Genomic DNA, 25,429 nt, shown 5'->3' with positions numbered 1-25,429 from the left:
TGCACGTGCACGAGCGTCCCTTCCGACCGACACGCCCCCGCGCCACCACCGCTCCTCCCGCGGCATCGGCTGGCTTTTCCACAGAAAGACGCCCCATGCAGCAGCCCGAGAACGGCGTACCCGTCAGTCAGCTCCCCTCGCTCCGCTGGCAGAAGAGCCGCCGCAGCAACCCGAGCGGCAACTGCGTCGAGCTGGCCGAACTGCCCGACGGTGCGGGAGTCGCGATGCGCAACTCGCGCCACCCGGAGGGACCCGCCCTCATCTACACGGTGGACGAGATCGCCGCCTTCGTGCTCGGCGCCCGCGACGGCGACTTCGACCACCTCCTCCCCGGCAGGCGGTCCCGTCGACGGGACTGACACGGCCGTACGGGGGAGTTCACCTCACTGTCGGTTCATGGCATGCTTACCCGTCGGGCGTCCGGCCCGCCACTCCCCTGGCATGCGAAGGACGGCACGTGACGATGGTTCCCGGTGAGGGCGGCCCGGCCACCGGTCCGACCGTACTGCGCATGCTGCTCGGCGCGCAGCTGCGCCGGCTGCGTGAGGGCGCCGGGGTGACCCGGGAGGGCGCCGGCTGGGAGATCCGCTCGTCCGAGTCGAAGATCAGCCGGATGGAGCTCGGCCGGGTCGGCTTCAAGGAACGCGACGTCGCCGACCTGCTCACCCTCTACGGCGTCACCGACACCGACGAGCGGGCCGCGCTGCTCAAGCTGGCCCGGGACGCGAACAGCCCGGGCTGGTGGCACCGCTACGGCGACGTGCTGCCCAACTGGTTCCAGTCCTACCTGGGGCTGGAGGCCGCCGCCGCGCTGATCCGCACCTACGAGGTGCAGTTCGTGCCCGGCCTGCTGCAGACCCCGGAGTACGCCCGCGCGGTGATCCTGCTGGGCCACCGCGCCGCCCCGCCCGAGGAGGTCGAGCGACGGGTGAGCCTGCGGGTGGAGCGCCAGGAGCTGCTGCGCCGCCCGCAGCCGCCCCAGCTGTGGGCGGTCGTCGACGAGGCCGCCCTGCGTCGACCGATCGGCGGTCCGGACGTCATGCGCGGACAGCTGACCGCGCTGATCGAGGCCACCAGGTCACCCCACGTACGGTTGCAGATCGTGCCCTTCGACGCCGGTGGTCACGCCGCGGCCGGCGGCGCCTTCACCATCCTGCGCTTCGGCGACCAGGACCTGCCCGACATCGTCTACATCGAGCAGCTGACCAGCGCGATCTACCTGGACAAGCGGGAGGACCTCGACTACTACGCGCTGGCCATGGAGCGGCTCTGCGTGGAGGCCGAGCCGCCGGAGCGGACCGCGGAGATCCTGGGCCGGATCCTCGCCGAGCACTACCCGTCGTAACCGGTCCCGGGGCCGTCCCGATCCACGCCGGGCACTACCATGAGCGCCGACGCAGGAGAGTGGACGGACGCCGCCCGGCGCGGCGGCGCGCAGCCGTGGAGGGCCCCTTGACCACCGAAGTTCCCGACACCGCGACCGGTCCGGCCCACCCCAGCGACCGGATCGACACCTCGGTGGCGCACCCCGCCCGCCGGTACAACTACTGGCTCGGCGGGAAGGACAACTTCGCCGCCGACCGGGAGTCCGGCGACGCCATGGCGGAACGGTTCCCGACCATCCGGATCAGTGCCCTGGAGAACCGCCGTTTCCTGCGGCGCGCGGTCGGTCACCTCGCCCGCGAGGCCGGCATCCGGCAGTTCCTCGACATCGGCACCGGCATCCCCACCGCCGACAACACCCACGAGGTGGCCCAGGGGCTCGCCCCCGCCGCCCGGGTGGTCTACGTCGACAACGACCCGATCGTGCTGGCCCACGCCCGCGCCCTGCTGACCAGCACCGCCGAGGGCGCCACCGCCTACATCGACGCCGACCTGCGCGACCCGGAGAAGATCCTCGCCCATCCCGACCTGCGGCGCACCCTCGACCTGTCCCGGCCGGTCGGGCTGATGCTGCTGGCCGTGCTGCACTTCGTCCCCGACGGCGACGACCCGTACGCCACCGTCACCCGACTGCTCGACGCGCTGCCCGCCGGCAGCTACCTCGCCGCGTCGCACGCCACCCACGACCATCTCCCGCCGCACCTGGCGCAGGAGGCGAAGGCAGCGGCCCGGGGCGGCGGTCCGCACGGCATCATCAACCTGCGCAGCCGGGACGAGTTCAGCCGCTTCTTCACCGGACTGGAGCTGGTCGAGCCGGGCATCACCTCGGTCGCCGAGTGGCGGGCCGAGGGCGAGCCGCAGCCGCGCCCCTCCGTCGTCGACGTCAGCATGTACGGCGGGGTGGCCCGCAAGCCCTGACCGGCGGCAGGCAGACTGGACCACCATGTCGCCGTTCACACCTGCGCTGCGGTTGCACGACCGGTACGTCCTGCGCGAGCGCATCGGCCTGGGCGGGATGTCGGAGGTGTGGCACGCCGACGACGAGGTGCTGCACCGCCCCGTCGCGGTGAAGGCCCTCGCGGCGCAGCTCGCCGCCGATCCGCAGCTGCGCGCCACCATCCAGCGCGAGGCCCGCGCCGCCGCCCGGCTCACCCACCCGCACGTCACCCAGGTGTACGACTACGGCGAGGCGACGCTGGCCGGCGGCGCGGTGGTGCCGTACCTGGTCATGGAGCTGGTGCAGGGGGAGAACCTGGCCGACCGGCTGACCACCGGCCCGCTGCCCTGGCCCGAAGCGGTCCGGGTGGCCGGACATGTGGCCGCCGCCCTCGCCGCCGCGCACCGGATCGGCGTGGTGCACCGGGACATCAAACCGGGCAACGTGATGCTCACCGAGACCGGGGCGAAGGTGCTCGACTTCGGCATCGCCGCGCTGGCCGGGCCGCGCCATCCGGGGCAGACCGGCGAGCTGATGATGGGCACCCCGGCGTACTTCGCGCCGGAGCGGATGACGCCCGGCCCGGCCGACCCGGCCAGCGACGTGTACGCCCTCGGCGCGCTGCTCTACCGCACCCTCACCGGTCGGGCGCCACTGCCCGTGCTGACCTGGGAGGACGTCCTCGACGTACGCGCCAACCGGCCACCGGTGCCGCCGCTGCGCGTACCCGGGCTGCCCGCCGACCTCGCCGAGCTGACCCTGGCCTGCCTCGCGCTCGACCCGGGCCGGCGACCCACCGCCGCGCAGCTCGCCACCCGGTTCGGCGCCGGCAAGCCCGCCGACCCGCCCACCGCCCTGCTGCCCACCGTGGCCCCGCCCGCGCACCCGCCCACCCTGATCGACCGGGCGCCCGCCCCGGTCCGCCGACCCGCCCGCCGTCCCGGCCCCGCCGCGACCACCGGCCCGGTCGAACCGCGCCATCGCCGGGCTGGTCGCGGCCGGCGTGGCGCTCCTGCTCGGCCTCGTCGGGACGCTCGTGCTCAGCGACCGCGCCGACCGGACGCCGGACGCCGGCCCGGTCACCGTCGTACCCGGCGAGGAGCCCGCCGAGGAGACATCCGCGCCGCCGTCGGCGACGACCGCCGCGCCCGCCCCTGGCCGGTCGGTGCCGGTCACCCGGCGGGAGTTGGCCGCCGAGTTCGCCGCCGTGCTCGCCGACGCCCGGGCCACCGACCAGATCGACGAGAAGACCGCCGAGGAGTTGCGGAAGAAGGCCGCCGAGCTGGGCCGGGGCAAGCCGAAGGACCGTGCCAAGCGGCTCGCCGAGCTGCGTGAACGGGTCGCCGAGGCGGCCGACCGGGGACGCCTCGGCGACGACACCGCCGCCCGGCTCCAGCAGCTGCTCGACGCGTACGCCCAGCTGTCCGGCGGCGACCGCGCCGAGGACTGAACCACCTGCGGCGCCGTCGCGCTGGGCGAGCCGCGGCACGCCCCGTACCGTTGCCGCATGATCGGAAACGCTCAGCTCCTGCTCGGTCCGCGCGTCGCGACCACCCGGGCCGAGCCGGCCGGTGACGGCCCGGTCGGCTGGGTCACCGGCCTGGTCGAACGGCTCGGCGGTCCGGGAGCCGGCCTGGCCGTGGCCCTGGAGAACCTCTTCCCGCCCATCCCCAGCGAGGTGATCCTGCCGCTGGCCGGCTTCACCGCCAGTCAGGGGCGGATGAGCCTGGTCGGGGCGATCCTCTGGACCACGCTCGGCTCGGTGCTCGGGGCGCTCGTCCTCTATCAGGTCGGCGCGGCCCTCGGGCGGGACCGGATGCGCGCCATCGCCGCCCGGCTGCCGCTGGTCAAGCTGGACGACGTGGACCGGACCGAGGCGTGGTTCCTCCGCCACGGCACCCGGGCGGTCTTCTTCGGCCGGATGATCCCGATCTTCCGTAGCCTCATCTCCATCCCGGCCGGCGTCGAACGCATGCCGGTCCGGGTCTTCCTGCTCTACACCACCCTGGGCAGCCTGATCTGGAACAGCACCTTCGTGCTGGCCGGCTACCTGCTCGGCGAGAACTGGCACCGGGTCGAGAGCTATGTCGGCGCCGTCCAGAACGTCGTCATCGTCGGCTGCGCGGGGGCCGTCGGCTGGTTCGTGGTCAGCCGGGTCCGTCGTGCCCGCCGGGCCCGCCGGGCCGCCACCCCGGCCGCGACGCCGCCGCCTCCCGTCGCGCGGGGGACCGTCTATCGCGGCGGGACCTGGTCGGGGGAGCGGACCCGGGGGTACGACGACGGCCCGCACTGACTCCCCTCGGATCGTGTCTCTGTCGGGTCGCGTGGCGGGTCTGGCCCGCCGTGCCCGGCTCCGGGCGGTCAGGCTTGATCCCTGCGCCGGTCACGGCGGGCCAGACCCCTGGGCTGGTCGCGGCGGTGCCGGCGGTGCGCCCTGATGGGGTCTTCGGCGGGGTGCGACGTGCCGTCTGGGCGTAATGTCCGGTTCGGGGTGTGACCGGGGGCATCCTCAGGCCGGAATCGTGGCGGGGGCGGGATCGTTACACCCACCGTACGACCGAGTAGCACCGCCGAACACCGGCCTGGTGGACGGGCCCGGCCCCGGAATGCGGGTGGGCGGCCGGTCGTTACACCTGGTCCCGGCGCCGCGAAGAGGCACCCGCCCCGCGAGCCCGCCGGTCGAAGACTTTCCCCCTTTTTGTGTGTGGAGCGCCTGACGGTGCTTGCGTCGCGTCCGACCTCCCCGGTCGGGTGTGTGCGCCGACCCCCGAGGAGCTTTCGATGAACACGATGCTGCGTAAGAGTGTGCTGGGTATTGCTGGTCTGGCTTTCGCCGGTGGTGTGTTCGCCGGTCCGATCGCCGCTCACGCCGACACCACCCCCGTCACCACCGGTAAGCCGGTCGCGGCGGTGCAGGCCGACAAGCCGGACACGAGCAAGCTGATCCCGCACGGTGTGCAGGGCGCGCAGTCGCACATCGACCTGAACGGCGAGCAGACCGCCAACGCGAAGGCGATCATCGCCGCGACGAAGAAGGCGGGTCTGCCGGAGCGGGCCGCGGTGATCTCGATCGCGACGAGTCTGCAGGAGTCGAAGCTGGAGAACCTGGGCCACCTGGGTGACAAGAACGATCATGACTCGCTGGGTCTGTTCCAGCAGCGCCCGTCCAGTGGTTGGGGTACGCCGGAGCAGATCACCGACCCCGAGCACTCGACGCTGGCGTTCCTGAAGGGGTTGAAGCAGGTCGACGGGTGGCAGGACATGCCGCTGACCGACGCCGCGCAGACGGTGCAGGTGTCGGCCTACCCGGACGCGTACGCGCAGTGGGAGCAGCAGGCCGCCGACCTCGTCGCCCAGCACTGGAACAGCTGACTCAGGGAGCAAACCGCCGCTGGCCGGCACCCCGAACCCGGGGTGCCGGCCAGCGGCGTGAGAAGCGGATCCCTCAGGGACAGGGGGCGTACAGGCGGCGGGTGCCGGTGCCGGCGGCGTACTCGGCCCGGTCGCTGAAGCGGCAACCGAAGTCGGGGGCCGCGACCGCCTTCGGGTCGGTGACGGCATCGCCGCCGGGCCGGTCGCCGGTGCGTACCCAGGTGGTGAGGTCGTCCCAGGCGGTGCCGGCCTCGGTCGGGCTGAACTCGCAGTGCTGGGAGGCCCGGACGGCCCGCTGGACGACCAACCGGCTGCGGCCGTGCCACGCCACGTCCCGGGCGTACGCCTGCTCCATCGAGAACGGCACGAAGAGGTCACCCAGGTCGTGCAGGCTGAGCACCGGCACGGTCGGCCGGCCGCTGATCCGCGGCACCTCGGTCAGCGTGGGCGACAGCCGCTGCCAGAGGTTCTCCGGGGCGACCCGCTGGACGCCGGCGTTGACGTTCACCGGGCTGTTCGGGGTGTAGCGGGTCAGCAGGTTGGTGGCGAGCTGGCCGGGGCGCTGGGCGGGCGAGTCGCCGCCGTTGGTGGTGCTGATGGCGAAGAGGAAGTCCTTCCAGACCGCGAAGGAGGCCTCGGCGCCGGGGCGGTCGCCGCCGGAGCGGTTGACGGTGATGGCCCGCAGCTGCTTGCCCAGGTCGGTGGTGGTGTCCGGGCCGCCCGGCTTGAGCCCGGCGAGACCGAGCGCCACCTGGATCTTCGGCACCGCGTTGGTCAGGTAGTCGGTGGGCGTCGGGTACGCCGGCACCCCGGCGAGGGCCTGCGCCACCAGGTTGTAGTCGAGGTAGAAGTCGAGCAGCTCGTGGTCGCCGAGCACCCCGCACATGGGCAGCGCGCCGTCGTAGTAGCCCGGGTACTGCTCCAGGGACCGGCCGATGATGTAGCCGCCCATGGAGACACCGGCCATCAGCACCCGGTGCGGACGCTTGACGGTACGACCGAAGAGGTCGGCCAGGTCGCGGGTGCCGAGCACGCCGGAGCGGATGTCGAAGCCGTTGGTGGCGTACGACGACGAGGCCCAGGCGTACCCCTGCTCCAGCATCCGTTGCCGCAGGCCGAAGGCGGGCGGCTCGGGGGAGAGCACGGTGCTCTGGCCGCGGTAGCCGTGCGTCCACATCACCAGGTCGCCGTTCCACTTTGCGGGCGTCTCGATGATGTAGCCGGCGTGCCGGTGCACGCCCTGGCGGACGGTGGTGGCCGCGCCGGAGATCTCCACCGGCGCCAGCGGCGGATTGCTGATGGTGTAGCCGGGCAGCGGCTGGCTGCCGTCGCCGTCGCGGTCGGCGGCGACGGCCGGCGCGGCGCCGGCGAGCCCGACCGCGAGCGTCAGGGTCGTGCCGACGGCGAGCAGTCGGCGGACCAGGCGGGTGGTTGAGGTCAGCATCGTTGCTCCCCCGGGAACGGGTGCCGCCCACCGGGGGCGACCAGGCGGGACGGATGCCTACCGGCCGGTAGCGCCCTGAAACTAGGCCCGCCGTGGACCGCTGTCAATGACCTGCTGACCGTTCGGTCAGTCAAGCCCGCCCGGTCCACCCACAGTGTCCGGTCAGACCACCCCGTGGGCGAGCATCGCCTCCGCCACCCGGCGGAACCCGTTGATGTTCGCCCCGGCCACATAGTCGCCGGGCACCCCGTACTCCTGGGCGGTGGACCAGCAGCGGGCGTGGATGTCCCGCACGGTCTCCCGCAGCCGCTGCTCCGACCGGTCGAACGTCCACGACTCCCGCCCGGCGTTCTGCTGCATCTCGAACGCGCTGACCGCCACCCCGCCGGCGTTGGCGGCCTTGCCGGGCGCGAACCGCACCCCGGCCCGGCCGAGGATCCGGACCGCCTCCGGCGTGGTCGGCATGTTCGCCCCCTCCACCACCGCGACGCAGCCGCCGGCCACGAGCGTCGCGGCCTCCGCGCCGCCGATCTCGTTCTGCGTCGCGCACGGCAGGGCCAGGTCGCAGGGGACCTCCCACACGGTACGACCGGAGACCGCCACCGCGTGCGGCACGTGGCGTACGTAGTCGTGCAGGCGGCTGCGACGCTCCTCCTTCAGCTCCCGCAGCAGCGCCAGGTCGATACCCTTCTCGTCCAGCACGTACCCGTCGGAGTCGGAGCAGGCCACCACCGTCCCGCCGAGCTGGTGCACCTTCTCGATCGCGTAGATCGCCACGTTGCCCGAGCCGGAGACCACCACCCGCTTGCCGTCCAGGCTGTCCCCGGTCTGCCGCAGCATCTCGTCGGCGAAGAACACCGCGCCGTACCCGGTCGCCTCCCGCCGCACCTGCGCACCCCCGTACGCCAGGCCCTTGCCGGTGAGCACCCCCGACTCGTACCGGTTGGTGATCCGCTTGTACTGCCCGAACAGGTAGCCGATCTCCCGGCCGCCCACCCCGATGTCCCCGGCCGGCACGTCGGTCTGCGCGCCGATGTGCCGGTACAGCTCCGTCATGAAGCTCTGGCAGAACCGCATCACCTCCCGGTCGGAGCGGCCCTTCGGGTCGAAGTCCGCGCCGCCCTTGCCGCCCCCGATCGGCAGCCCGGTCAGCGCGTTCTTGAAGATCTGCTCGAAGCCGAGGAACTTGACGATGCCCAGGTAGACCGACGGGTGGAAGCGCAGCCCGCCCTTGAACGGGCCGAGCGCGCTGTTGAACTCCACCCGGAAGCCGCGGTTCACCCGGATCCGCCCGCGGTCGTCCTCCCACGGCACCCGGAACATGACCTGCCGCTCCGGTTCGCAGATCCGCTCGATGATCCGCGCGTCCGCGTACTCGGGGTGCCGGGCCAGGGCGGGGCCGATGCTCTCCAGCACCTCCCGGACGGCCTGGTGGAACTCGGGCTCACCCGGGTTCCGGCGCACCACGCTCGCGAACACCGTCTCGACGGCTTCCGGCATCACCGACACGTCCCTTCCTATCCGGCGGCCTCGTCGCCGCCGACGTGTCCGAGTACGGACCACCGGCCCCGTCCGGTTCACTGGTGGCCGTGGACGAGTCGATCTGGACCGCGGTACGCGGCGCACGCGAATGGCTGGACGCCGCCAACGGCAGCGGGGACACCGAGCTCACCTGTCGGATCCTCAAGCTGACCGAGGAGGCGGGGGAGGTGGCCGGCGCCTGGATCGGCGTACTCGGGCAGAACCCGCGCAAGGGCGTGACCCACCGCCGCGAGGACGTCGCCGCGGAACTGGCCGACGTCGCGTTCACCGCCCTCGTCGCGGTGGAGAGCCTGGGCCTGGACGCCCGGGAGGTGCTGGCGGCGTGCGCGGCCAAGGTCCGCGCGCGGGCCACCTGACGCCGTTCGCCCGCCCGTGCCGGAGCCGGGGGTTGCCCGACGAAGTGATCCGACCGGGCGCCGGGTACGTACTGCCACGCGGGGGACCGCGGAAGGGGACCAGCATGGCGGTATCGGGGGACGACGCGGGTCGCCGTCCGGCAGGACCGGAGCCGACGACGGCGGCACCGGCGCCGGTGGTCGAGGTGTCGGGCGACCCCGACGCCGCCGCAGGCCGGGCGGGCGCGCCGGGCGGGACGGGCGTGGCCGGGGCCGGCCCGGTGCTCGCCGCCGCCGCCGTGCTCGTGGTGGTCCTCGGTGTGGTGGCGGTGGTGGTGACGATGTCGCATCCCGAGCGGCTCGGTTTCGCCTTCTCCGGGGGCGGTCGACCGCCGGCACCGGCCACCGGGGCGGAGTCCGGCGGGGTGGGCGCGGCGGAGGCCGCCGCCGACCAGGTGCTCGCCGCGCCGTTGGCCGGGCGTCGCCGGGCCACCTTCGAACTGGTGGACGGGCTGACCACGTTCGGCCTGCGGACGGCCGACCTGGGGGAGGACCTCTACCGGATCAGCACCCCGCCGGACGGGAGTGTCAGCCCCCGGGCGGAACTCTCCGGTGACCGGGTGCGGCTGCGCGTCCAGGAGCGGGGCCGCCGGGGTACGGCCGCCGTGGAGGTGCTGCTCAACTCGCGGGTGACCTGGCGGCTGCGGATCGTCGGCGGCGTCGACGTCCAGCTGCTGGATCTCACCTCGGCGCGGGTCGCCGGGGTGGAACTGGTGGGTGGCGCCACCCGGACGGAGCTGCGCCTGCCGCGCCCGGCCGGGACGCTGACGGTGCGGATGACCGGGGGCGTCAACCAGTTCGTGATCCGCGTCCCCGACGAGGTGCCGGTCCGGGTGCGGGTCGCGTCGGGTGCCGGGTCGGTCGCCGTCGGCGCGGACCGCCGGGACGGTGTGGCGGCCGGTGAGCTGCTCGGCTCGCCGGGCTGGGACCGTGCGGTCCGGCGGCTCTACGTCGACCTGGTGGCGGGTGCCAACACGGTGACCGTCGGCGGTGACTGAGTAGAGTCGGGCGGTGGACCGTACCGAATCGATGCCGGCGCAGACCGTGCCGGCCGGCGTGGCCGGCGCCGACCCGGGCAGTGTGCTGCTGCCCGGCCACGACGTGCCGCTGGGCCGTTACACGACCGTGCGGCGGCTGCTGCCGCAACGACAGCGCCGGATGGTCGGCGCCTGGTGCTTCGTGGACCACTTCGGGCCGGACGACGTGGCGGAACGCCCCGGCATGGAGGTGCCGCCGCACCCGCACACCGGGCTGCAGACGGTGACCTGGCTGCTGGACGGCGAGATCGTGCACCGGGACAGCCTCGGCAACGTGCAGCCGATCCGGCCCGGTGAGCTCAACGTGATGACCTCCGGCCACGGCATCGCCCACTCCGAACGGTCGCCGGCCGCGCATCCGCCGCTGATGCACGGCGTACAGCTGTGGGTGGCGCTGCCGGACCCGGCGCGGGCTGGCGCGGCCGACTTCGCGCACCACGCCGACCTGCCCGCCTGGCGCGACGGCGACCTGGACGTCACCCTGCTGGTCGGCGAACTCGGCGGTGCGCGCTCCCCGGCCGTGGTGCACACCCCGCTGCTGGGCGCGCAGCTGGAGGTCCGCGGCCCGGCGCCGGCCACGCTGCCGCTGCGCCGCGACTTCGAGTACGGGCTGCTGGCGATGTCCGGTTCGGCCCGGGTGGACGAGGTGGCCCTCGCGCCGGGCGCGCTGCTCTATCTCGGTGTCGGTCGGGACGCGCTGACCCTGCGCGCCGAGCCGGGCAGCCGGCTGCTGCTGCTCGGTGGCACGCCGTTCGAGGAGCCCCTGGTGATGTGGTGGAACTTCGTGGGTCGGTCGCACGAGGAGGTCGCCGCCGCCCGCGAGGACTGGATGGCCGGTCGCCGGTTCGGCACGGTGGCCGACGACGCGGCGCCGCCGCTGCCGGCCCCGGCACTGCCCACCACCCGGTTGAAGGCCCGCGACCGGCGCGGCACCCTGTTCGGCTGATTGCCCGTCCCCGGTGCGGGTAGTCGCCGGTATGTCGACCAGTGCGATGTCCAGCATCGAGGAGAAGAAGCGGCTGGTCCGCCGGCTCGCCGGCGACGGCCGGGGCTTCGCGGAGCAGTACGGCTTCCGTGTCGTCAACAACCCGTCCCACCTGTTCCAGGTGCTCTACCTGTCCGTTCTGCTCGGCCGGCGCGGGGACTTCCGGCGCGCCGTGGCCGCCGCCGACGCGCTGCGCGCCAACGGCTGGGACAGCGCGGCCCGGCTGGCCGGGTCGCTGCACGCCGACCGGGTCCGGGTGCTGCGCGAGGCGGGCCGGCGCGGTGACGTCGACGGGCTCGCCGACGTCCTCGGCGACCTGGCCCGTACGGTGGTGGAGCGGTACCGGGGCGACCTGCGCCGGCTGCGGACCGAGGCGCACCAGGACGCCGCCCGGGAGCGGCGGCTGCTCACCGACCTGCCCGGCGTGGACGACCAGGTGGTCGAGCTGTTCCTCCGCGAGGTGCAGGCGGTGTGGCGGGAGGTGGCGCCGGTGGCCGACCGGCGGGCCCTGGTCGCCGCCCGTCGGCTCGGGCTGGGGCGGTCGGCCGCCGACCTGGCCGGCCTGGCCGGCAGCGGTGAGTCGGAGCGGCTGTCCTGGCTGGTGGGGGCCCTCGCCCGAGTCGACCTGGAGAAGCGGTACGCCGAGCTGACCCGCTGATCAGGACGTGCCCCCGGACACACTTCCCCGAAAGTCATCCGTTCGGATGATGGCGTCCGGTACGATGATCGTGGCAGGGATGCCCGCCCGGTTCGGGCGACCATCCACCACCCTGGCGGCCGCGACCCGGTTCGGGCGCGGACCCGCTGGGACAGGTACTGCGTGGCGCCCCAGGTCGCGGTTCGTGACCCGGGGCGCCCGCCTGTCTGCGGGGCTATTTCGCCAGCGCGGCCAGCAGGTTCACCGTGGCGGCGATGATCACCGCCCCGAACAGGTACGACAGCAGGGCGTGCCGCAGCACCGTACGCCGCAGTTCCGCGCCGGACAGGTCGGTGTCGGAGACCTGGAACGTCGCCCCGACGGTGAACGCCAGATAGGCGAAGTCCGCGAAGCAGGGCGCCTCGGCCTGGTGGAAGTCCACCCCGCCCGGTGGCGTACGGGCGTAGTAGAGGCGGGCGTACCGGGTGGTGAAGACGGTGTGCACGACGAACCAGGACAGCACCACACTGAGCACGCCCAGCCCGCCGTAGGCGTCCAGCGGCAGGCCCGGCGCGATCGGGTGTGCGGTGGTCAGCAGCACGCCCACCGCCACCAGGCTGGCCAGGCACGCCACCAGCAGCAGCACGTCCCGGACGGCCCGGTTCGGGTCCTCCCGTACGGCCAGCCGGGCGGTGCCGTCGGCGTCCACCCGCCACAGTCGCCACCAGAGCAGGACCAGCCACGCCAGCGCCGCGGCGTCCCAGCCCACCAGCGGGGCGAGCCGGGCGGAGAGCAGGATCCCGAAGAGTCCCCCGCAGGCCACCCCGACCAGCCCCATCACGGTGAGCTGGACCGCCGCCGGGGTGTGCCCGTCGGGGTGGCCGCTCGGACGCCGCACCGGGGTCGGTCAGATGCCGCGCAGGTGCTGCGACACCCGGGTGTGCGGCTCGCGGGCCTGCGCCGCCCGCTGCGACGCGTCCACCTCCGGTGCGGCGTCGATGCCGGCCGACCGGGCCACCTCGGTGCCGTTGGCGTAGTCCACCGGGGGCAACGCCCGCAGCGCCTTCAGCACCTCCGGCGGCGCGCCCTCCCGTTCGGCCTCGCGGACGACGTCGTCCTTCCCGGCCGGGTAGTCCAACGCCGACAGGTACTCAAGGACGTCCGTGTAACTCGCCATGGAACGGGCTCCCTCGCGCCTGGGGTTGCGGTCACGACCGGCCGCGGTTACCCACCGGCCCGCCGGTCACGCCCGGCCGCCGGAGAATTTCACCGCCGTTTTCCGCCGGCATCGCCGGGTACGCGGCGGCGAGCACCCGAAGGGGGTACCACCGATGAACTACGACACCTTCGTCGACCAGGTCGCCCAGCGCACCCGGACCTCGTCCGAACGGGCGGTCGAGTTGACCCACGCCACCCTGGAGACGCTGGCCGAGCGGCTCACCGGTGGTGAGGTCCTCGACCTCGCCGGCCAGCTGCCCCGGCCGCTGCAGGTGGTGCTGAAGCCGGGCCCCGACACGGAGGCCGCCGACCGGTTCGGTGCGGCCGAGTTCGTCGCCCGGGTCGGCCGGCGGGCCGGGGTGGACGGCAACGTCGCCCGGGACGCGATCCGGGCGGTCTTCACCGCGCTGCGCGAGGCGATCAGCGGCGGCGAGTTCGACGACCTGGTCACCCAGCTACCACGCGACTACCGGGACATGGTGGAGCCGGCCCTGGCCCCCGGCGCCACCCTCCGCCGCCCCTGACGCACCGCCCGTCGTTCGCCCGGCCGGCGGGAACGCCGCCGACCGGTCGCGCGCCCGCCTGCCGGCGTCCGCGGCCGCTGATGGCCGCGGTGCCGCCGGGTCAGCCGATCGCGCCGCTGTTCCTCAGGGCGGCGATGCGCTCCGCGTCGAAGCCCGCCTCGGCGAGGAGTTCGTCGGTGTGCTCGCCGGGCGTCGGCGGCGGCCGGCGCAGCGCGGTCGGGTGCCGGAGAAGCGCGGGGCGGGCGCGGGCTGGGTCACCCCGTCGTGGTCGACGAAGACCCCCCGGGCGGCCAGGTGCGGGTGCTCCGGCGCCTCCCGCCAGTCCAGCACCGGCGCGACGCAGGCGTCCGTACCGGCCAGCAGGGCGGTCCACTCGTCGCGGGTGCGGGTCCGGAACAACCGTGCCCACGCCGCGCGCAGCGCCGGCCAGTTCGCCGGGTCGTTCCGGTCGGGCGCCTCGTCGCCGGGGAGCGGGAAGCCGGTCAGCCGGACCAGTTCGGCATAGAACTGCGGCTCCAGCGCGCCGACGGCGACGTGCCGGCCGTCGGCGCACTCGTACGTGTCGTAGAACGGGGCGCCGCCGTCGAGCAGGTTCACCCCGCGCGGGTCCCGCCACATGCCGAACCGACGCAGCGCGTGGATCTGGGTGGACAGCACCGACACGCCGTCCACGATCGCCGCGTCCACCACCTGGCCGGGCGCGCCGGCGCGGACCGCGTACAGGGCGGCGACCACGCCCAGGGCCAGCATCATGCCGCCGCCACCGAAGTCGCCGAGCAGGTTCATCGGCGGCACCGGGCGCTCGCCGGCCCGGCCGATGCCGTGCAGCGCCCCGGTCAACGCCAGGTAGTCGATGTCGTGCCCGGCCGACGGGGCGAGCGGGCCGTCCTGACCCCAGCCGGTCATCCGGCCGTACACCAGGCGGGGGTTGACCCGGTGGCAGTCCTGCGGGCCGAGGCCGAGCCGTTCGGTGACCCCGGGGCGGAACCCCTCGACCAGCGCGTCGGCACCCGCGACCAGGGCCAGCACGACCTCCCGGCCCCCGGGCGACTTGAGGTCCACGGCGACGGACCGGCGGCCCCGGTTGAGCAGGTCACCGGGCGGACTGCCGAAGCCGGCCGGGCTGGTGCGGTCCACCCGGACCACGTCCGCGCCGAGGTCGGCCAGCATCATCGCGGCGAACGGGCCGGGACCGATCCCGGCCAGCTCCACCACCCGTACGCCGGTCAGCGGGCCGCTCGGGGCCGGGGCGTCATCGGTCATCGGGCCACGATAGGCGCAGGCGTCGCCGCCCGGCGCCCGGGACCGGCGCCGCGCTCCCACACAGCCGTTGACCAGGGCAACCGTGCTGCGTCGAAGTTTGGCAGCACGGTGAGGATGCCCTAACCTGGGAGCCACGAGGGGAGTACTTCCCACGAACCATTCCGGTCAGTACGGCGCGCCCCGGGCGTGCCTCGGGTGGTTGCCCACGATCCGTGGGTGAAGGAGACCTCGAACATGACACGGTGTTCGAGGAGGCTCCATGCGCGATCTGACCTATCTGTCCGCCGCCGAGTTGTCGTCGGTCGGTACGCCCACGCTCTGGGCGGTCACCATCGTCGGCGTACTCGTGCTGCTGGTGCTGGACTTCCTGGTCACCCGCCGCCCGCACGAGGTGTCGATGCGCGAGGCGCTCGGCTGGTCGGCGTTCTACATCGCCCTGCCGCTGGCGTTCGGCGCGTGGATCTGGTCCCGCTTCGGCTCCCAGCAGGGCGTGGAATACCTCACCGGTTACCTGGTCGAGAAGTCCCTGTCGGTCGACAACCTGTTCGTCTTCATGCTGCTGCTCGCCGCGTTCGCGGTGCCCGCCGTGCTAGCCCAGCGGGTGCTGCTCTACGGCATCGCCGGCGCGCTGGTGCTGCGCGCGGTCTTCATCGCCCTCGGCGCCGCCGCCCTGCAGACCCTCGACTTCGCCTTCCTGCTGTTCGGCCTGATCCTGATCGCCACCGCGGTCAAGCTGCTGCGCGACGCCGTCTCCGGGCACGAGCAGGAGGTCGACATCAACAAGATGCGGTCGGTCAAGCTGCTGCGCAAGGTGATGCCGGTGGTCGACGAGTACCACGGCACGAAGTTGACCATCCGCCAGGCGGGCCGCCGCGCGCTCACCCCGTTCGCGCTGGTCGTCGTCGCGGTGCTCGCCACCGACATCGTCTTCGCCGTCGACTCGGTGCCCGCCGTCTACGGCATCACCGAGGACCCGTACCTGGTCTTCGCCACCAACGCCTTCGCGCTGCTCGGACTGCGGGCGCTCTACTTCGTGCTGCACGCCGCGCTGAGCCGGCTGGTGCACCTCAGCTACGGCCTGGCCATCATCCTCGCCTTCATCGGCGTCAAGCTCGGCCTGCACTGGGCGCACGGCATCTGGGCCGGCGTGCCGGAGATCCCGACGCTGGCCTCCCTCGGCGTGATCATCGGCGTGTTGGTGGTGGTGACGCTGACCAGCCTCCGCGCCACCCGCGACGCCCCGCCCGGCGACAAGGAGGTCGTCGCCGAGCGGCACTGAGCTGCCCGCGCCACCGGATACGGCGACCCGATGCCCCTGCCGCCCCCCGGGTGGTAGGAAAGGCGAGTGGGAATCGTGTCGCCAGGGTTCCAGGGCCGGCCCCGCTCGGCGGAGCCGGCCCTGCCACCGGGGCAGTACCTGACCGAGGACTTCCCCGTGCTCTCCGCCGGCCCCACCCCCAGGGTGTCGCAGGAGACCTGGGAGTTCGTCATCACCGACGAGACCGGCACGGACCACCGCTGGTCCTGGGCCGAGCTGATGGCGCTGCCCCAGGAGACGCCGACGGTGGACATCCACTGCGTCACCCGCTGGTCCAAGCTCGGCACCAGCTGGCAGGGCGTCTCGCTGGACACCCTGCTCGACGGCATCGACACCGCCGCCGACTACGCGCTGGTCCACTCGTACGGCGGGTACACCACCAACCTGCCGCTGGAGGACCTGCGGGACGGGCGGGCGTGGGTGGCGCACACGTTCGACGGTGCGCCGCTGGACCGCGAGCACGGCGGACCGGCCCGGCTGCTGGTGCCGCACCTCTACTTCTGGAAGTCGGCGAAGTGGGTGCGCGGGATCCGGCTGCTGGTCGACGACGAGCCGGGCTTCTGGGAGACCGCCGGCTACCACGACTACGGCGACCCGTGGCGTGAGCAGCGCTACCAGGGCGACTGAGGTGGCCGTACCGAGGACCGGTGGGCCGTTGACCTGGCGGGTGGCCCGCCTGGTGGAGCGCCGGACCGAGACGCCGACCGCGCAGACCCTGGTGCTGGAGGTGCCGGGCTGGCCGGGGCACCTGGCCGGGCAGCACGTCGACGTCCGGCTCACCGCCCCGGACGGCTACCAGGCCGCCCGCTCGTACTCGCTGGCTTGGCCCGCCGAGGGCGACCGGATCGCGCTGACCGTGCAGAAGGTGCCCGACGGTGAGGTCTCGCCGTACCTGATCGACGTCTTCGCCCCCGGCGACCCGGTGGAGGTGCGCGGGCCGGTCGGTGGCTGGTTCGTCTGGCGGACCGCGGAGACCGCGCCGGTGCTGCTGGTGGCCGGCGGCTCCGGGGTGGTGCCGCTGATGGCGATGATCCGGGCCCGCCGCGCGGCGGGCAGCCGGGCGCCGTTCCGGCTGATCTACTCGGTGCGCACCCCGGCGGACGTCATCTACGCCGACGAGCTGCGCCGCCGGGCCCGCGACGACCAGGGCCTCGACGTGGCGTACGTCTACACCCGGGCGGCGCCCGACGGCTGGCGGGGCGAACCGCACCGGCTCGGCCTGGCCGACGTGAACACGCACGGCTGGCCGGCCGACCTGGAGCCGCTCTGCTTCGTCTGCGGCCCGACCGGGTTCGTGGAGACGGCGGCGGACCTGCTGGTCGGGTTGGGGCATCCGGCGCGGCGGGTGAAGACCGAACGGTTCGGCCCGACCGGGTGAACGGCGAGGAGACCTGATGACCGACATGTCGTACCTGGACGGCAACATGCTCGACGGGCCGCTGGGCGAGCTGTTCGCCGTCGACCTCAGCTCCGCCACCGGGCGCTGCGCGTCGTGCGGGACGGTCGGCCCGATGGCCGGGCTGCACGTCTTCTCCCACGCGCCCGGACTGGTCGGCCGCTGCCCCACCTGCACGGAGGTGATGCTGCGGCTGGTCCGCGCCCCCGACCGGGCCTGGCTGGACCTGCGCGGCTCCACCTATCTCCAGGTGCCGATGCCCCTCGACCAGCCCCACCCGCGTCCGCTCTGAGCCGTCGCGGGTCGGGCCCGTCAGCACGCGGCGGTCAGGCGAGGTCGGCGCGATGGGGCGGGTCCGCGCCGGCCCGCTGGCAGGTCAGCGCGGCGACGAGGGTGGCGTGGTCGAGCACCGCGCCGAGTCGTTCCACGTCGAGGTCCCCGATCGCCGTCGGGGTCGCCGCGTCCGCCTCGACCAGGGCGTCCAGCAGCCCGGCGGTGAACGCGTCCCCGGCCCCGACGGTGTCCACCACGGTCACCCGCCGGGCGGGCCGGCTCACCTCGACCGACGTGGTCGCGGCGTAGGAGCCGGCCGCCCCCCGGGTGACCACCACCAGGCGTACGCCGAGGTCGAGCAACCGGCGGGCGGCGGTCTCCACCGGGGCCCCGGGGAAGAGCCAGGCCAGGTCCTCGTCGCTGGCCTTGACCAGGTGGGTGTGCCGGGCCAGCGTGAGCAGCCGGTCCCGGGCGGCGGCCGGGTCGGCGAGCACCGCCGGGCGGACGTTCGGGTCGAGGCTGACCAGCACCCGCCCGGCGGCGTGCTCGCGGGCCAGCAGGTCGGCGACCGCGTCCGCGCCGGGCGGCAGCAGCACCGCGAGGGAGCCGGTGTGCAGCACCCGGGTGTCGGCGGGCAGCCCGGTCAGCTCGTCGGCGGTCCAGTGCCAGTCGCTGGTGCCGTCCAGATAGAAGTCGTAGCCGGCCGCTCCCGTGTCGTCGAGCGAGACGACGGCAAGGGTGGCCGGCCGGTCGTCGGCCACCGCCGAGGTGACATCCACCCCGTTGGTCTCGGCGTGGGCCTGCAACCGCCGCCCGAAGGCGGCCCGGGAGAACCGGGCCAGCATGGTGGTGGGGCGGCCGAGCCGGGCCAGCCCCACCGCGACGTTGAGCGGGCTGCCGCCGGGGTGCGCGGCGAACAGGTCGCCGACGCCGGAGGGCGCGAGGTCGATCACGGCCTCGCCGAGCACGGTGAGCACGCGTCAGACTCCCACGGTGTCGGCCTGGGTCCGGTCGCCGGCCTGCGTCGGGTCCGGGGCGACCTGCCGACGGCCGTGCACCGAGTAGGGCGTGCCCGGCTCGGCGTCCCCGAGCAGCACCGTGCCGTCCGGGAGGACCCGGACCGGGATCGGGTCGCTCAGCTCACCGACGAAGCGACCCTCCTCGTCGTGGTGCAGGAAGGCCAGCAGCTGCCAGCGGCCGTTGTCGTCGCGGACCAGGCGTCCGCTGTAGAGGCTGTCGTCGGTGAGCCGCTGTGCCTTCGCGGCGTCGAACGGGCCGAGCAGCGAGTCCCCGGGCACCGCCCAGACCCCGCAGGCGCGGGCGTCCCGGCAGCGCTCGGCGAGCTGGTCGTGCAGGCACGAGAAGAGCAGGATCGGCCGGCCGTCGACGATCTCCACCTGCGGCACCTCCAGGTGCCCGAAGCCGCTGCCCGGGGCGGTGACCGGCGGCTGCGCCTCCCAGTGCACCAGGTCGTGCGAGCGGGCGTGCGCGATGACGCCCCGGTCGTCGACCGGGCCCTCGTTGGCCCGCGCCGTGATCAGCATGTGCCAGCCGTCGCCGTCCGGGTCGGCGAAGACCCACGGGTCCCGCCACGCCTCGTCCTGCCAGGTCGAGTCGCCGAACCGCTCGTACCAGCGGCCGGCGGCGGTGAGCACCGGCGCGGCGGGGTGCCGTTCCCAGGTGACCAGGTCGGTCGAGGTGGCCAGCCCGATCCGCTGCACCAGCGCGCGCTCGGTGCTGCCGGCCCCGGTGTAGAACATGTACCAGCGGTCGTCGGGCCCGCGCAGGACCGAACCGGTCCAGGTGGCGACGTCGTCGAAGGCGGGCCGGTCGGCGGGGACCAGCGCGTCGGCGAGCTGGGTCCAGCTGCGCAGGTCGGTGGAGACGGCGTGGCCGACGCTGGCCCGGAAGTGCCGCCGCTCCGGGTCGCCGAGCGCCCGGGAGGCGCGCAGGAAGTACAGATGGTGGGTGTCACCCTCGCGGGCGAACCAGAAGTCCCAGATCCAGGCGTCGGGAAGTCGCAGCACGGTGGGGTCCTTTCGGTGCCGCGCGCAGGCGGCGGGGGTTCGGCCGCCGCGCACGGCGGCGGGTGGCGTCGGCGGGGGAGACCGACGGGGTACGGCGGTGGCTCAGGCGGGTGGGGCGGCGGCGACCGAGTCGCGGCGGACCAGGGGACAGGGCATGACGACCTGCCGGGCGGTCCGCCGGCGGGTCCCCTTCGGCTGGTTGAGCAGGTCGACCATGGTCTCCACCGCCCAGGCGCCCATCTCGTAGTGCGGCAGCGCCACCGTGCTCAGCCCGGGGAACAGCCCCTCCGCGATGAGTTCCTGGTTGTCGAAACCGATCACCGACAGGTCGGTGGGGATCCGCAGGCCGAGCTCCGCGGCGGCCCGGTAGGCGCCCATCGCCATCCGGTCGTTGAAACAGAACAGGGCGGTGGGCCGGTCCGGCAGCCCGAGCAGGTCGCGGGACGCGCGGTAGCCGCCGTGGCTGTCGGAGACCTCGGCGTGCACCAGCTCCGGCCGGAACGGCACCCCGGCCTCGCGCAGCGCCGCCTGGTAGCCGAGCAGCCGGCCCCGGGTGGCGGGGATGTCGTCGACGTTGGTGACGAAACCGATCCGCCGGTGGCCGTGGGTGAGTAGCTCGCGGACGGCGACCTCGCCGCCGCCGCGCTCGTCGGGCACCACCGACGGCCACGCCGGGTCGGCGCTGGTGGCGTCGAGCAGCACCACCGGCATCGGCGCCAGCTCGTCGGGGACCCGCACCACCCGGTGGTACATGGTCGCGTAGAGGACGCCGTCGACCCGGTGCTGGGCGAGCGCCTGGATCTCCCGCCGCTCGACCTCCGGGTCGCCCCCGGTGGTGAGCAGCATGAGCACCCAGCCGCGCGCCGAGGCGGTCTCCTGCGCGCCGAGGATGATCCGGCCGGCGTGCGGGGTGGTGGCGATGACGTCGCTGAGCAGGCCGAGGGTCTGCGAGCGTTGCAGCCGCAGCCCCCGGGCCAACCCGTTCGCCGCGTAGCCGAGCTGGCGGGCCGCCGACTCGACGCGTTCGCGGGTCTCCGGGCTGACCCGGGTGCCGGACTTGTTGTTCAGCACGTGGGACACGGTGGTCACCGAGACGCCCGCCGCGGCGGCGACGTCCCGGATGCTCGCCTTGGATCCCATCAGCTCACCATCACCCTGCTCGCGGGGGTCCGGACGTCCGGAGTGGACGGCCGGTCAACGGTATCGGACCGGTCACTCGTCCCACAGGCCGTGCTCGGGCCAGCGGCGCGGCAGGCGCTCCTCCACGGGCGGCAGCTCGGCGAGCGGCTTGTGCGGGTGGTGCTGGTACCAGTACGCGACAGAGGAGAAGTCGTTGCCCTGGTCGTTGGCGTGCCCGTGCTCGATCGTCACCCTGATCGACTTCGAGAAGCGCACCGGGTCCTCGATGTGGAACCGGTACATGCTCCACAGGCCGAAGTGCTCCTGCGGGCTGCTGGCCAGGCTGATGCCGTGGTACGGCCCGGCGTACGCGCCGCTGGGGAAGCCCCACGCCGCGTTGAAGTAGTCCTCGGTGCCGGTGCCGTGCAGCGACGGGGGCCACTGCTCGCCGTCGATGAAGATCATGTCGTCGCCCTCGCCGGGCCAGGTGTACGGCTGGTTGGAGGCGTTGTGGTTGTCGATGCTCAGCACGCAGCCCACGTAGTGCCCGGCCCCGCCGTCGGTGTCGAGGATGACGTAGTTGTCGTCACCGGTCAGGTTCACCCCGGGCAGGTCCCACGGGTTCGGCACCTCACCCGGGGCCAGCCCGTTCGGCACCGGCGTGCAGGGCTTCTCCTGCCGGTAGTACGCGTGGAAGTAGGCCACGTCGTCCGGCTTCGCCTCGTCGGTCAGGTCGTAGTCGACGTAGTAGAAGAGGTTCTCGATCGGCTTGTCCGACTCGTTCCGGATGACGATCTTCGCCGAGCTGCCGAACGGCATCGGGAAGTACGAGTTCATCGCGGCGGCGAACGGCCCCTTAGGGCCGCGGCGCGGGCCGAACACCATGCTCAGCGGCAGCGACACGTAGTGCGTGCAGGTGGCGTGCCCGACGCCGAAGAAGTCACCCAGCGGGCTGCGCACGCTCGGGTTCTCCTCGCCGTCCCAGTACATCTCGATGACCAGCTTGCGCAGGTACTTCTCCGAGTAGCAGCGGGTGGTCAGCCAGATGTGCTCGATGACGCCGGTGCCCTCGATGTCCGCGAGGACGTGCGTCTCGCCCGGCGGGACGACCGCGAAGTCGCGGTTGCCGCCGGTACGGTCCCAGCTCGACTCGCGCTTGGAGCGGCCGGCCTTGACCCGGGTGAGGCCCGCGAGAGGGCTGGTGGGTCGCCAGAACGACATGGTGCTTCCTTTCCGGGGTGGTACGGGGAATTGGTGCGTCAGCCCTTGACCGCGCCGAGGCTGAGCCCGGCGACGATCCGCCGTTGCAGCAGCAGCGTGAGGACGACCGCGGGTACGGAGTAGAGGGTGGCCAGCGCCGTCATCGGGCCCCAGTCGAGGCCGAACTGGCTCTGGAAGTTGGCGATCGCGATCGGGGTGGTCTGCGCGCGTACCGAGGTGAGCAGCAGGGCGAAGAGGAACTCGTTCCAGGAGGCGAGGAAGGCGAAGATGGCGGTGACCGCGACCCCGCCGGAGACCACCGGCAGGATCACCCGCCGCAGCGCGGTGAACCGGCCGCAGCCGTCGACCAGCGCGGCCTCCTCGATCTCCCGGGGCACGCCCTCGAAGAAGCTGGCCAGCAGCCAGATCGACAGCGGCAGCGCCACCGTGGTCTGGGCCAGGGCCAGCCCGGTCGGAGTGTCGGTGAGGCCCACCGCGCCGAGGATGGTGACCAGCGGGATGCCGACGGCCACCGCCGGGGCCATCCGGACCAGCAGCGAGCCGGCCATCAGGATCCGCCCGGTGCGGCTGCGGTAGCGGGTGATCGCCCAGGCCGCCGGGATGGCCAGGGCCATCGACAGCAGCGTCGCGATCACCGCGGTGCTGACGCTGTTGACGAACGAGGCGGTGACCCCGGGCCGCTGGAGCGCGGTGAGGTAGTTGTCCAGGCTGAACCGTTGCGGCAGCACGGTGGGGGGCACCGCGATGGCGTCGACGGCCGGCTTGAACGAGGTGAGCACGAGGTAGCCTAAGGGGAAGGCGTAGAGCGCCACGACCGCGACGGCGGCGGCCCAGAGCAGCCCGGTCCTGATCCGCGCGGCGAGCAGGTGCGACATCAGGACTCCTTGCCCGGTCGCCAGATGGTCAGCACCGCGACCATCGCGACCAGCATCATGACGATCATGAACAGGGTGCTGGTGGCGGCGGCCGTGCCGGGGTCGTTGTAGCTGACCATCGTCTTGTAGATGGTCAGGCTCAACGTCTCCGACGCGGACTGCGGACCGCCGTCGGTCTGGATGAGGATCACGTCGAACGCCCGGGCGGCGTCCACGCCCCGGATGATCAGCGCCACCGCGATCACCGGCCGCAGCAGCGGCAGGGTCACGCTGACCAGCAGCCGCAGTCCGCGCGCGCCGTCGAGGCGGGCCGCCTCGTACAGGTCCGGTGGAATGGCCTGGAGGCCGGCGTAGAGCACCAGGGTCATGAAGGAGGTGGTGAGCCAGATGTCCGGCAGCGCCACCGAGAAGAGCACCAGGTCGGGGTCGCTGAGCCAGGAGACGTCACCGGGGTTGTCCAGCAGGCCGACCCGGGTGAGCAGTTCGTTGACGATGCCGACGTTGTCGATCATCAGGAACCGCCAGAGCAGGCCGGCGACCACCGGGGCGATCATCAGCGGATAGAGGAAGAGGGTCTGCAGGATCCGGGCCTTCGGGCCGAGCCGGTGGAACAGCAGCGCCACCGCCAGGCCGAGCACCAGCTCGGCCGTCACCACGATCACCGTGTACGCCAGGGTCCGGCCGGCCGCCGCCCGGATGCCCGGGTCGGTCAGCGCGGTCAGGTAGTTGTCCAGCCCGGCGAAGCTCCGCCCGTCGCCGAGCCCCGAGCCGGTGTACAGGCTGTCCACCACGAGCTTGACCAGCGGCCAGCCGACCAGCGCGAGCAGCACCACCGCAGCCGGGGCGGCGAGCAGGGTGGCGTACCCCGCGTCCGACAACCGGCCGCGGGCCCGCGACCGCCGTCGGACGGCGGCGGTTCCCGGTGCCGGCGCCGACGGGGTACGCGGCGGCGCCACCGGCGCTGTCCGGGTCACTTGATGATTCCCTCGATCTGGGTACGGGCGGCCTTGAGCAGGGCGGCGTAGTCCGCTCCCGGGGTGAGCGCCTTCTGGATGGTGGGGACCAGGACGCTGTCCACGATCCGCTGCCAGTGCGGGCTGGCCGGGCGGGCCCGGGTGGCGGAGGCGTTGAGGGTGGCCAGCAGCGGGCCGAACGACTCGTAGCCGGGCTTGTCGGCGTACTGCTGGTAGGCGGACTTGCGGGCGGCCAGGCCGAGGCTGGTCTCGATGCTCAGCGCGTTGTTGTCGTAGGCGGCCTTGATGAACTGCTGCGCGAGGTCGCCCTTCGCGCCGCCCTTCGGGGCGGACAGGTACCACGGGCCGGGGATGCCGGCGACGCCGGCGGTGCCGCCGATCATCGGCGCGGCACCGACCTTGCCGGCCACCTTCGCGTCCTTCGGGATCTGCCGGTACGCGTGCGCCCAGAACCGGGTCATCGCGGTCTGTCCCTGGTTGAACAGGTTCTGCGCGGCGCTCCAGTCGGTCTGCGCGGCGCCGGCCGGGGCGACCTTGTGCTTGTTGTTCAGGTCGGCGTAGAAGGTCAGCGCGGCGAGGTGCTGGGCGTTGTCGACGATGACGGCGCCGCTGTCGTCGAGGACCACGCCGGGGGAGCCGGCCTGGAGCACGTGGGCCAGCCACTCGGTCTCCACCGCGCCCTTGACGTCGGTGCCGTAGAGCTTCTGGTCGGGCCGGGTGAAGAAGGTGGCGATGTCGGTGAACTGCTGCCAGGTGGTCGGCGGGGCGAGCGGGTAGCCGTACTTCTTGGCGAAGGCGGCCTTCTCCTTCGGGTCCTCGAAGAGGTCCTTGCGGTAGAAGAGGATCTCGCTGTTCGTCCAGACCGGCATGCCGATGAACGCGCCGCCGGACTGGGCCTCGGAGACCAGGGCGGGGAAGAGGTCGTTCTTGACCTCGGCGGTGAAGAGGCCGTCCAGGGGAGCGAGCTTGTTCGCCAGCAGCGGGATCCAGACGGCGTCCACGGCGCAGACGTCGAAGGAGGGCTTGCCGCTGGCCAGTTCGCTGGTCAGCCGGTTGAACAGGCCGTCGTAGGGGAGTTCGACCAGGGTGACGGTGGTGCCGGTGTCCTGCTTGAACTTGTCGACCACCGGCTGCAGCTCGATCTTGCCGCCGCCCTCACAGGCCACGGTGAGGGTCTTGGCGTCGGTCGAGCCGGTGCCGCTGTCGCCGCCGGCGCCGCAGGCGGCGGTGCCGAGCAGGGCGGCGGCGCCGGCACCGCCGGCGAGGCCGAGGAAGCCACGGCGGTGCCACCCGCCGGTTGTCGCGGGGAGAGCGCGAGGGGCCATGATGCTGCTCCGTTCAGGGGTTCGCCGGGCGCGTGGGGGCGCGCGCCGGGGCGCGTGGTGAGGGTGCGGTTGACCAGTGCCAAAACCTTTTGGCAAAAGCTTTTGGCAGAGCCTAAGAGCGCGTCCTGTGGCGGTCAAGTGTCGAACCGGTAAATTTCCGCGAC

General features: G+C 73.4%; 27 protein-coding genes and 1 pseudogene. 16 read left to right on the top strand and 12 right to left on the bottom strand.

Annotated features, from left to right (window positions below; all coding sequences use genetic code 11):
- Positions 1 to 95: 95 nt before the first annotated feature.
- The 7 genes from MRQ36_RS00470 to MRQ36_RS00440 all read left to right on the top strand — a co-directional run bounded on the left by MRQ36_RS00470 (position 96) and on the right by MRQ36_RS00440 (position 5,692).
- Complete coding sequence (locus MRQ36_RS00470; protein WP_242791379.1) at positions 96 to 359, top strand: DUF397 domain-containing protein; 264 nt, start codon at positions 96 to 98, stop codon at positions 357 to 359.
- A gap of 104 nt (positions 360 to 463) precedes the next feature.
- On the top strand, positions 464 to 1,345 hold the full coding sequence (locus MRQ36_RS00465; RefSeq protein WP_374251068.1) for a helix-turn-helix domain-containing protein: 882 nt from the start codon (positions 464 to 466) through the stop codon (positions 1,343 to 1,345).
- Positions 1,346 to 1,452: 107 nt separating this feature from the next.
- Complete coding sequence (locus tag MRQ36_RS00460; RefSeq protein WP_242791376.1) at positions 1,453 to 2,301, top strand: SAM-dependent methyltransferase; 849 nt, start codon at positions 1,453 to 1,455, stop codon at positions 2,299 to 2,301.
- 25 nt (positions 2,302 to 2,326) lie between these two features.
- On the top strand, positions 2,327 to 3,655 hold the full coding sequence (locus tag MRQ36_RS00455; RefSeq protein WP_242791374.1) for a serine/threonine-protein kinase: 1,329 nt from the start codon (positions 2,327 to 2,329) through the stop codon (positions 3,653 to 3,655).
- Positions 3,582 to 3,770, top strand: coding sequence for a hypothetical protein (locus tag MRQ36_RS00450; protein ID WP_242791373.1), 189 nt, complete (start codon positions 3,582 to 3,584; stop codon positions 3,768 to 3,770). The genes MRQ36_RS00455 and MRQ36_RS00450 overlap by 74 nt, the downstream gene beginning before the upstream one ends.
- 57 nt (positions 3,771 to 3,827) lie before the next feature.
- The gene (locus MRQ36_RS00445) at positions 3,828 to 4,613 is read left to right on the top strand and encodes a DedA family protein (RefSeq protein WP_242791372.1); all 786 of its coding nucleotides are present in this window, start codon (positions 3,828 to 3,830) and stop codon (positions 4,611 to 4,613) included.
- A gap of 488 nt (positions 4,614 to 5,101) precedes the next feature.
- Positions 5,102 to 5,692, top strand: coding sequence for a hypothetical protein (locus MRQ36_RS00440; protein WP_242791371.1), 591 nt, complete (start codon positions 5,102 to 5,104; stop codon positions 5,690 to 5,692).
- A gap of 73 nt (positions 5,693 to 5,765) precedes the next feature.
- Here MRQ36_RS00440 and MRQ36_RS00435 read toward each other — a convergent pair whose 3' ends face one another.
- Complete coding sequence (locus tag MRQ36_RS00435) at positions 5,766 to 7,136, bottom strand: S9 family peptidase (RefSeq protein ID WP_242791370.1); 1,371 nt, start codon at positions 7,134 to 7,136, stop codon at positions 5,766 to 5,768.
- A gap of 162 nt (positions 7,137 to 7,298) precedes the next feature.
- The gene (gene gdhA / locus MRQ36_RS00430; RefSeq protein ID WP_242791369.1) at positions 7,299 to 8,636 is read right to left on the bottom strand and encodes an NADP-specific glutamate dehydrogenase; all 1,338 of its coding nucleotides are present in this window, start codon (positions 8,634 to 8,636) and stop codon (positions 7,299 to 7,301) included.
- Between the two features lie 89 nt (positions 8,637 to 8,725).
- Between gdhA and MRQ36_RS00425 the strand changes: the two genes are divergently transcribed.
- From MRQ36_RS00425 to MRQ36_RS00410, 4 genes are all read left to right on the top strand, one after another.
- Positions 8,726 to 9,034, top strand: coding sequence for a MazG-like family protein (locus MRQ36_RS00425; protein WP_242791368.1), 309 nt, complete (start codon positions 8,726 to 8,728; stop codon positions 9,032 to 9,034).
- Between the two features lie 104 nt (positions 9,035 to 9,138).
- A complete protein-coding gene (locus MRQ36_RS00420) occupies positions 9,139 to 10,071 on the top strand; it encodes a cell wall-active antibiotics response protein (protein ID WP_242791366.1) in 933 nt (310 codons plus the stop codon).
- 13 nt (positions 10,072 to 10,084) lie between these two features.
- A complete protein-coding gene (locus MRQ36_RS00415) occupies positions 10,085 to 11,056 on the top strand; it encodes a pirin family protein (protein ID WP_242791365.1) in 972 nt (323 codons plus the stop codon).
- 46 nt (positions 11,057 to 11,102) lie between these two features.
- The gene (locus tag MRQ36_RS00410; protein WP_242800773.1) at positions 11,103 to 11,753 is read left to right on the top strand and encodes a hypothetical protein; all 651 of its coding nucleotides are present in this window, start codon (positions 11,103 to 11,105) and stop codon (positions 11,751 to 11,753) included.
- Positions 11,754 to 11,967: 214 nt separating this feature from the next.
- On the opposite strand, the gene MRQ36_RS00405 is transcribed toward MRQ36_RS00410, so the two are convergent.
- Complete coding sequence (locus MRQ36_RS00405; RefSeq protein ID WP_242791363.1) at positions 11,968 to 12,630, bottom strand: DUF1345 domain-containing protein; 663 nt, start codon at positions 12,628 to 12,630, stop codon at positions 11,968 to 11,970.
- A gap of 9 nt (positions 12,631 to 12,639) precedes the next feature.
- Entirely contained in the window at positions 12,640 to 12,909 is a 270-nt protein-coding gene (locus MRQ36_RS00400; RefSeq protein WP_242791361.1) for a DUF2795 domain-containing protein, read from the bottom strand.
- 154 nt (positions 12,910 to 13,063) lie between these two features.
- Between MRQ36_RS00400 and MRQ36_RS00395 the strand changes: the two genes are divergently transcribed.
- Complete coding sequence (locus tag MRQ36_RS00395) at positions 13,064 to 13,474, top strand: DUF2267 domain-containing protein (protein ID WP_242791360.1); 411 nt, start codon at positions 13,064 to 13,066, stop codon at positions 13,472 to 13,474.
- A gap of 100 nt (positions 13,475 to 13,574) precedes the next feature.
- On the opposite strand, the pseudogene MRQ36_RS00390 reads toward MRQ36_RS00395, so the two are convergent.
- Positions 13,575 to 14,737 (bottom strand): annotated as a pseudogene (locus MRQ36_RS00390) (CaiB/BaiF CoA transferase family protein).
- Positions 14,738 to 14,996: 259 nt separating this feature from the next.
- On the opposite strand from MRQ36_RS00390, the gene MRQ36_RS00385 reads away from it, so the two are divergent.
- The 4 genes from MRQ36_RS00385 (at position 14,997) to MRQ36_RS00370 (ending at position 17,743) form a co-directional block, all read left to right on the top strand.
- Positions 14,997 to 16,016 (top strand): TerC/Alx family metal homeostasis membrane protein, encoded by a 1,020-nt coding sequence (locus MRQ36_RS00385; RefSeq protein ID WP_242791358.1) that lies wholly within the window; start codon positions 14,997 to 14,999, stop codon positions 16,014 to 16,016.
- Between the two features lie 75 nt (positions 16,017 to 16,091).
- Positions 16,092 to 16,682 carry a sulfite oxidase-like oxidoreductase gene (locus MRQ36_RS00380; protein ID WP_242800771.1) on the top strand — a complete coding sequence of 197 codons (591 nt, stop codon included), beginning with the start codon at positions 16,092 to 16,094 and terminating at the stop codon, positions 16,680 to 16,682.
- A gap of 1 nt (position 16,683) precedes the next feature.
- The gene (locus MRQ36_RS00375) at positions 16,684 to 17,433 is read left to right on the top strand and encodes a ferredoxin reductase (protein ID WP_242791353.1); all 750 of its coding nucleotides are present in this window, start codon (positions 16,684 to 16,686) and stop codon (positions 17,431 to 17,433) included.
- A 16-nt stretch (positions 17,434 to 17,449) separates the two neighbouring features.
- Complete coding sequence (locus tag MRQ36_RS00370) at positions 17,450 to 17,743, top strand: DUF6510 family protein (RefSeq protein WP_242791350.1); 294 nt, start codon at positions 17,450 to 17,452, stop codon at positions 17,741 to 17,743.
- 34 nt (positions 17,744 to 17,777) lie between these two features.
- Here the strand turns inward: MRQ36_RS00370 and MRQ36_RS00365 are convergent, their stop codons facing one another.
- The 7 genes from MRQ36_RS00365 to MRQ36_RS00335 all read right to left on the bottom strand — a co-directional run bounded on the left by MRQ36_RS00365 (position 17,778) and on the right by MRQ36_RS00335 (position 25,265).
- Positions 17,778 to 18,701, bottom strand: a complete 924-nt coding sequence (locus MRQ36_RS00365; protein ID WP_242791348.1) for a carbohydrate kinase — start codon at positions 18,699 to 18,701, stop codon at positions 17,778 to 17,780.
- A gap of 3 nt (positions 18,702 to 18,704) precedes the next feature.
- A complete protein-coding gene (locus MRQ36_RS00360; RefSeq protein WP_242791346.1) occupies positions 18,705 to 19,751 on the bottom strand; it encodes a glycosyl hydrolase family 32 in 1,047 nt (348 codons plus the stop codon).
- 102 nt (positions 19,752 to 19,853) lie between these two features.
- Complete coding sequence (locus MRQ36_RS00355) at positions 19,854 to 20,891, bottom strand: LacI family DNA-binding transcriptional regulator (RefSeq protein ID WP_242791344.1); 1,038 nt, start codon at positions 20,889 to 20,891, stop codon at positions 19,854 to 19,856.
- A 72-nt stretch (positions 20,892 to 20,963) separates the two neighbouring features.
- Positions 20,964 to 22,091 (bottom strand): glycoside hydrolase family 172 protein, encoded by a 1,128-nt coding sequence (locus tag MRQ36_RS00350; protein WP_242791342.1) that lies wholly within the window; start codon positions 22,089 to 22,091, stop codon positions 20,964 to 20,966.
- A gap of 38 nt (positions 22,092 to 22,129) precedes the next feature.
- Positions 22,130 to 22,966 (bottom strand): carbohydrate ABC transporter permease, encoded by an 837-nt coding sequence (locus MRQ36_RS00345; protein ID WP_242791341.1) that lies wholly within the window; start codon positions 22,964 to 22,966, stop codon positions 22,130 to 22,132.
- Entirely contained in the window at positions 22,966 to 23,940 is a 975-nt protein-coding gene (locus MRQ36_RS00340) for a carbohydrate ABC transporter permease (protein ID WP_242791340.1), read from the bottom strand. Before MRQ36_RS00340 ends, MRQ36_RS00345 begins: the two co-directional genes overlap by 1 nt.
- Positions 23,937 to 25,265 carry a sugar ABC transporter substrate-binding protein gene (locus MRQ36_RS00335; protein WP_242791339.1) on the bottom strand — a complete coding sequence of 443 codons (1,329 nt, stop codon included), beginning with the start codon at positions 25,263 to 25,265 and terminating at the stop codon, positions 23,937 to 23,939. The genes MRQ36_RS00340 and MRQ36_RS00335 overlap by 4 nt, the downstream gene beginning before the upstream one ends.
- Positions 25,266 to 25,429: the final 164 nt, after the last annotated feature.

Origin of the sequence: Micromonospora sp. R77 (assembly GCF_022747945.1) — a bacterium.
In the GTDB taxonomy this organism is placed as follows: Bacteria; Actinomycetota; Actinomycetes; order Mycobacteriales; family Micromonosporaceae; genus Micromonospora.
This window is presented reverse-complemented; position numbering and strand designations above follow the sequence as displayed.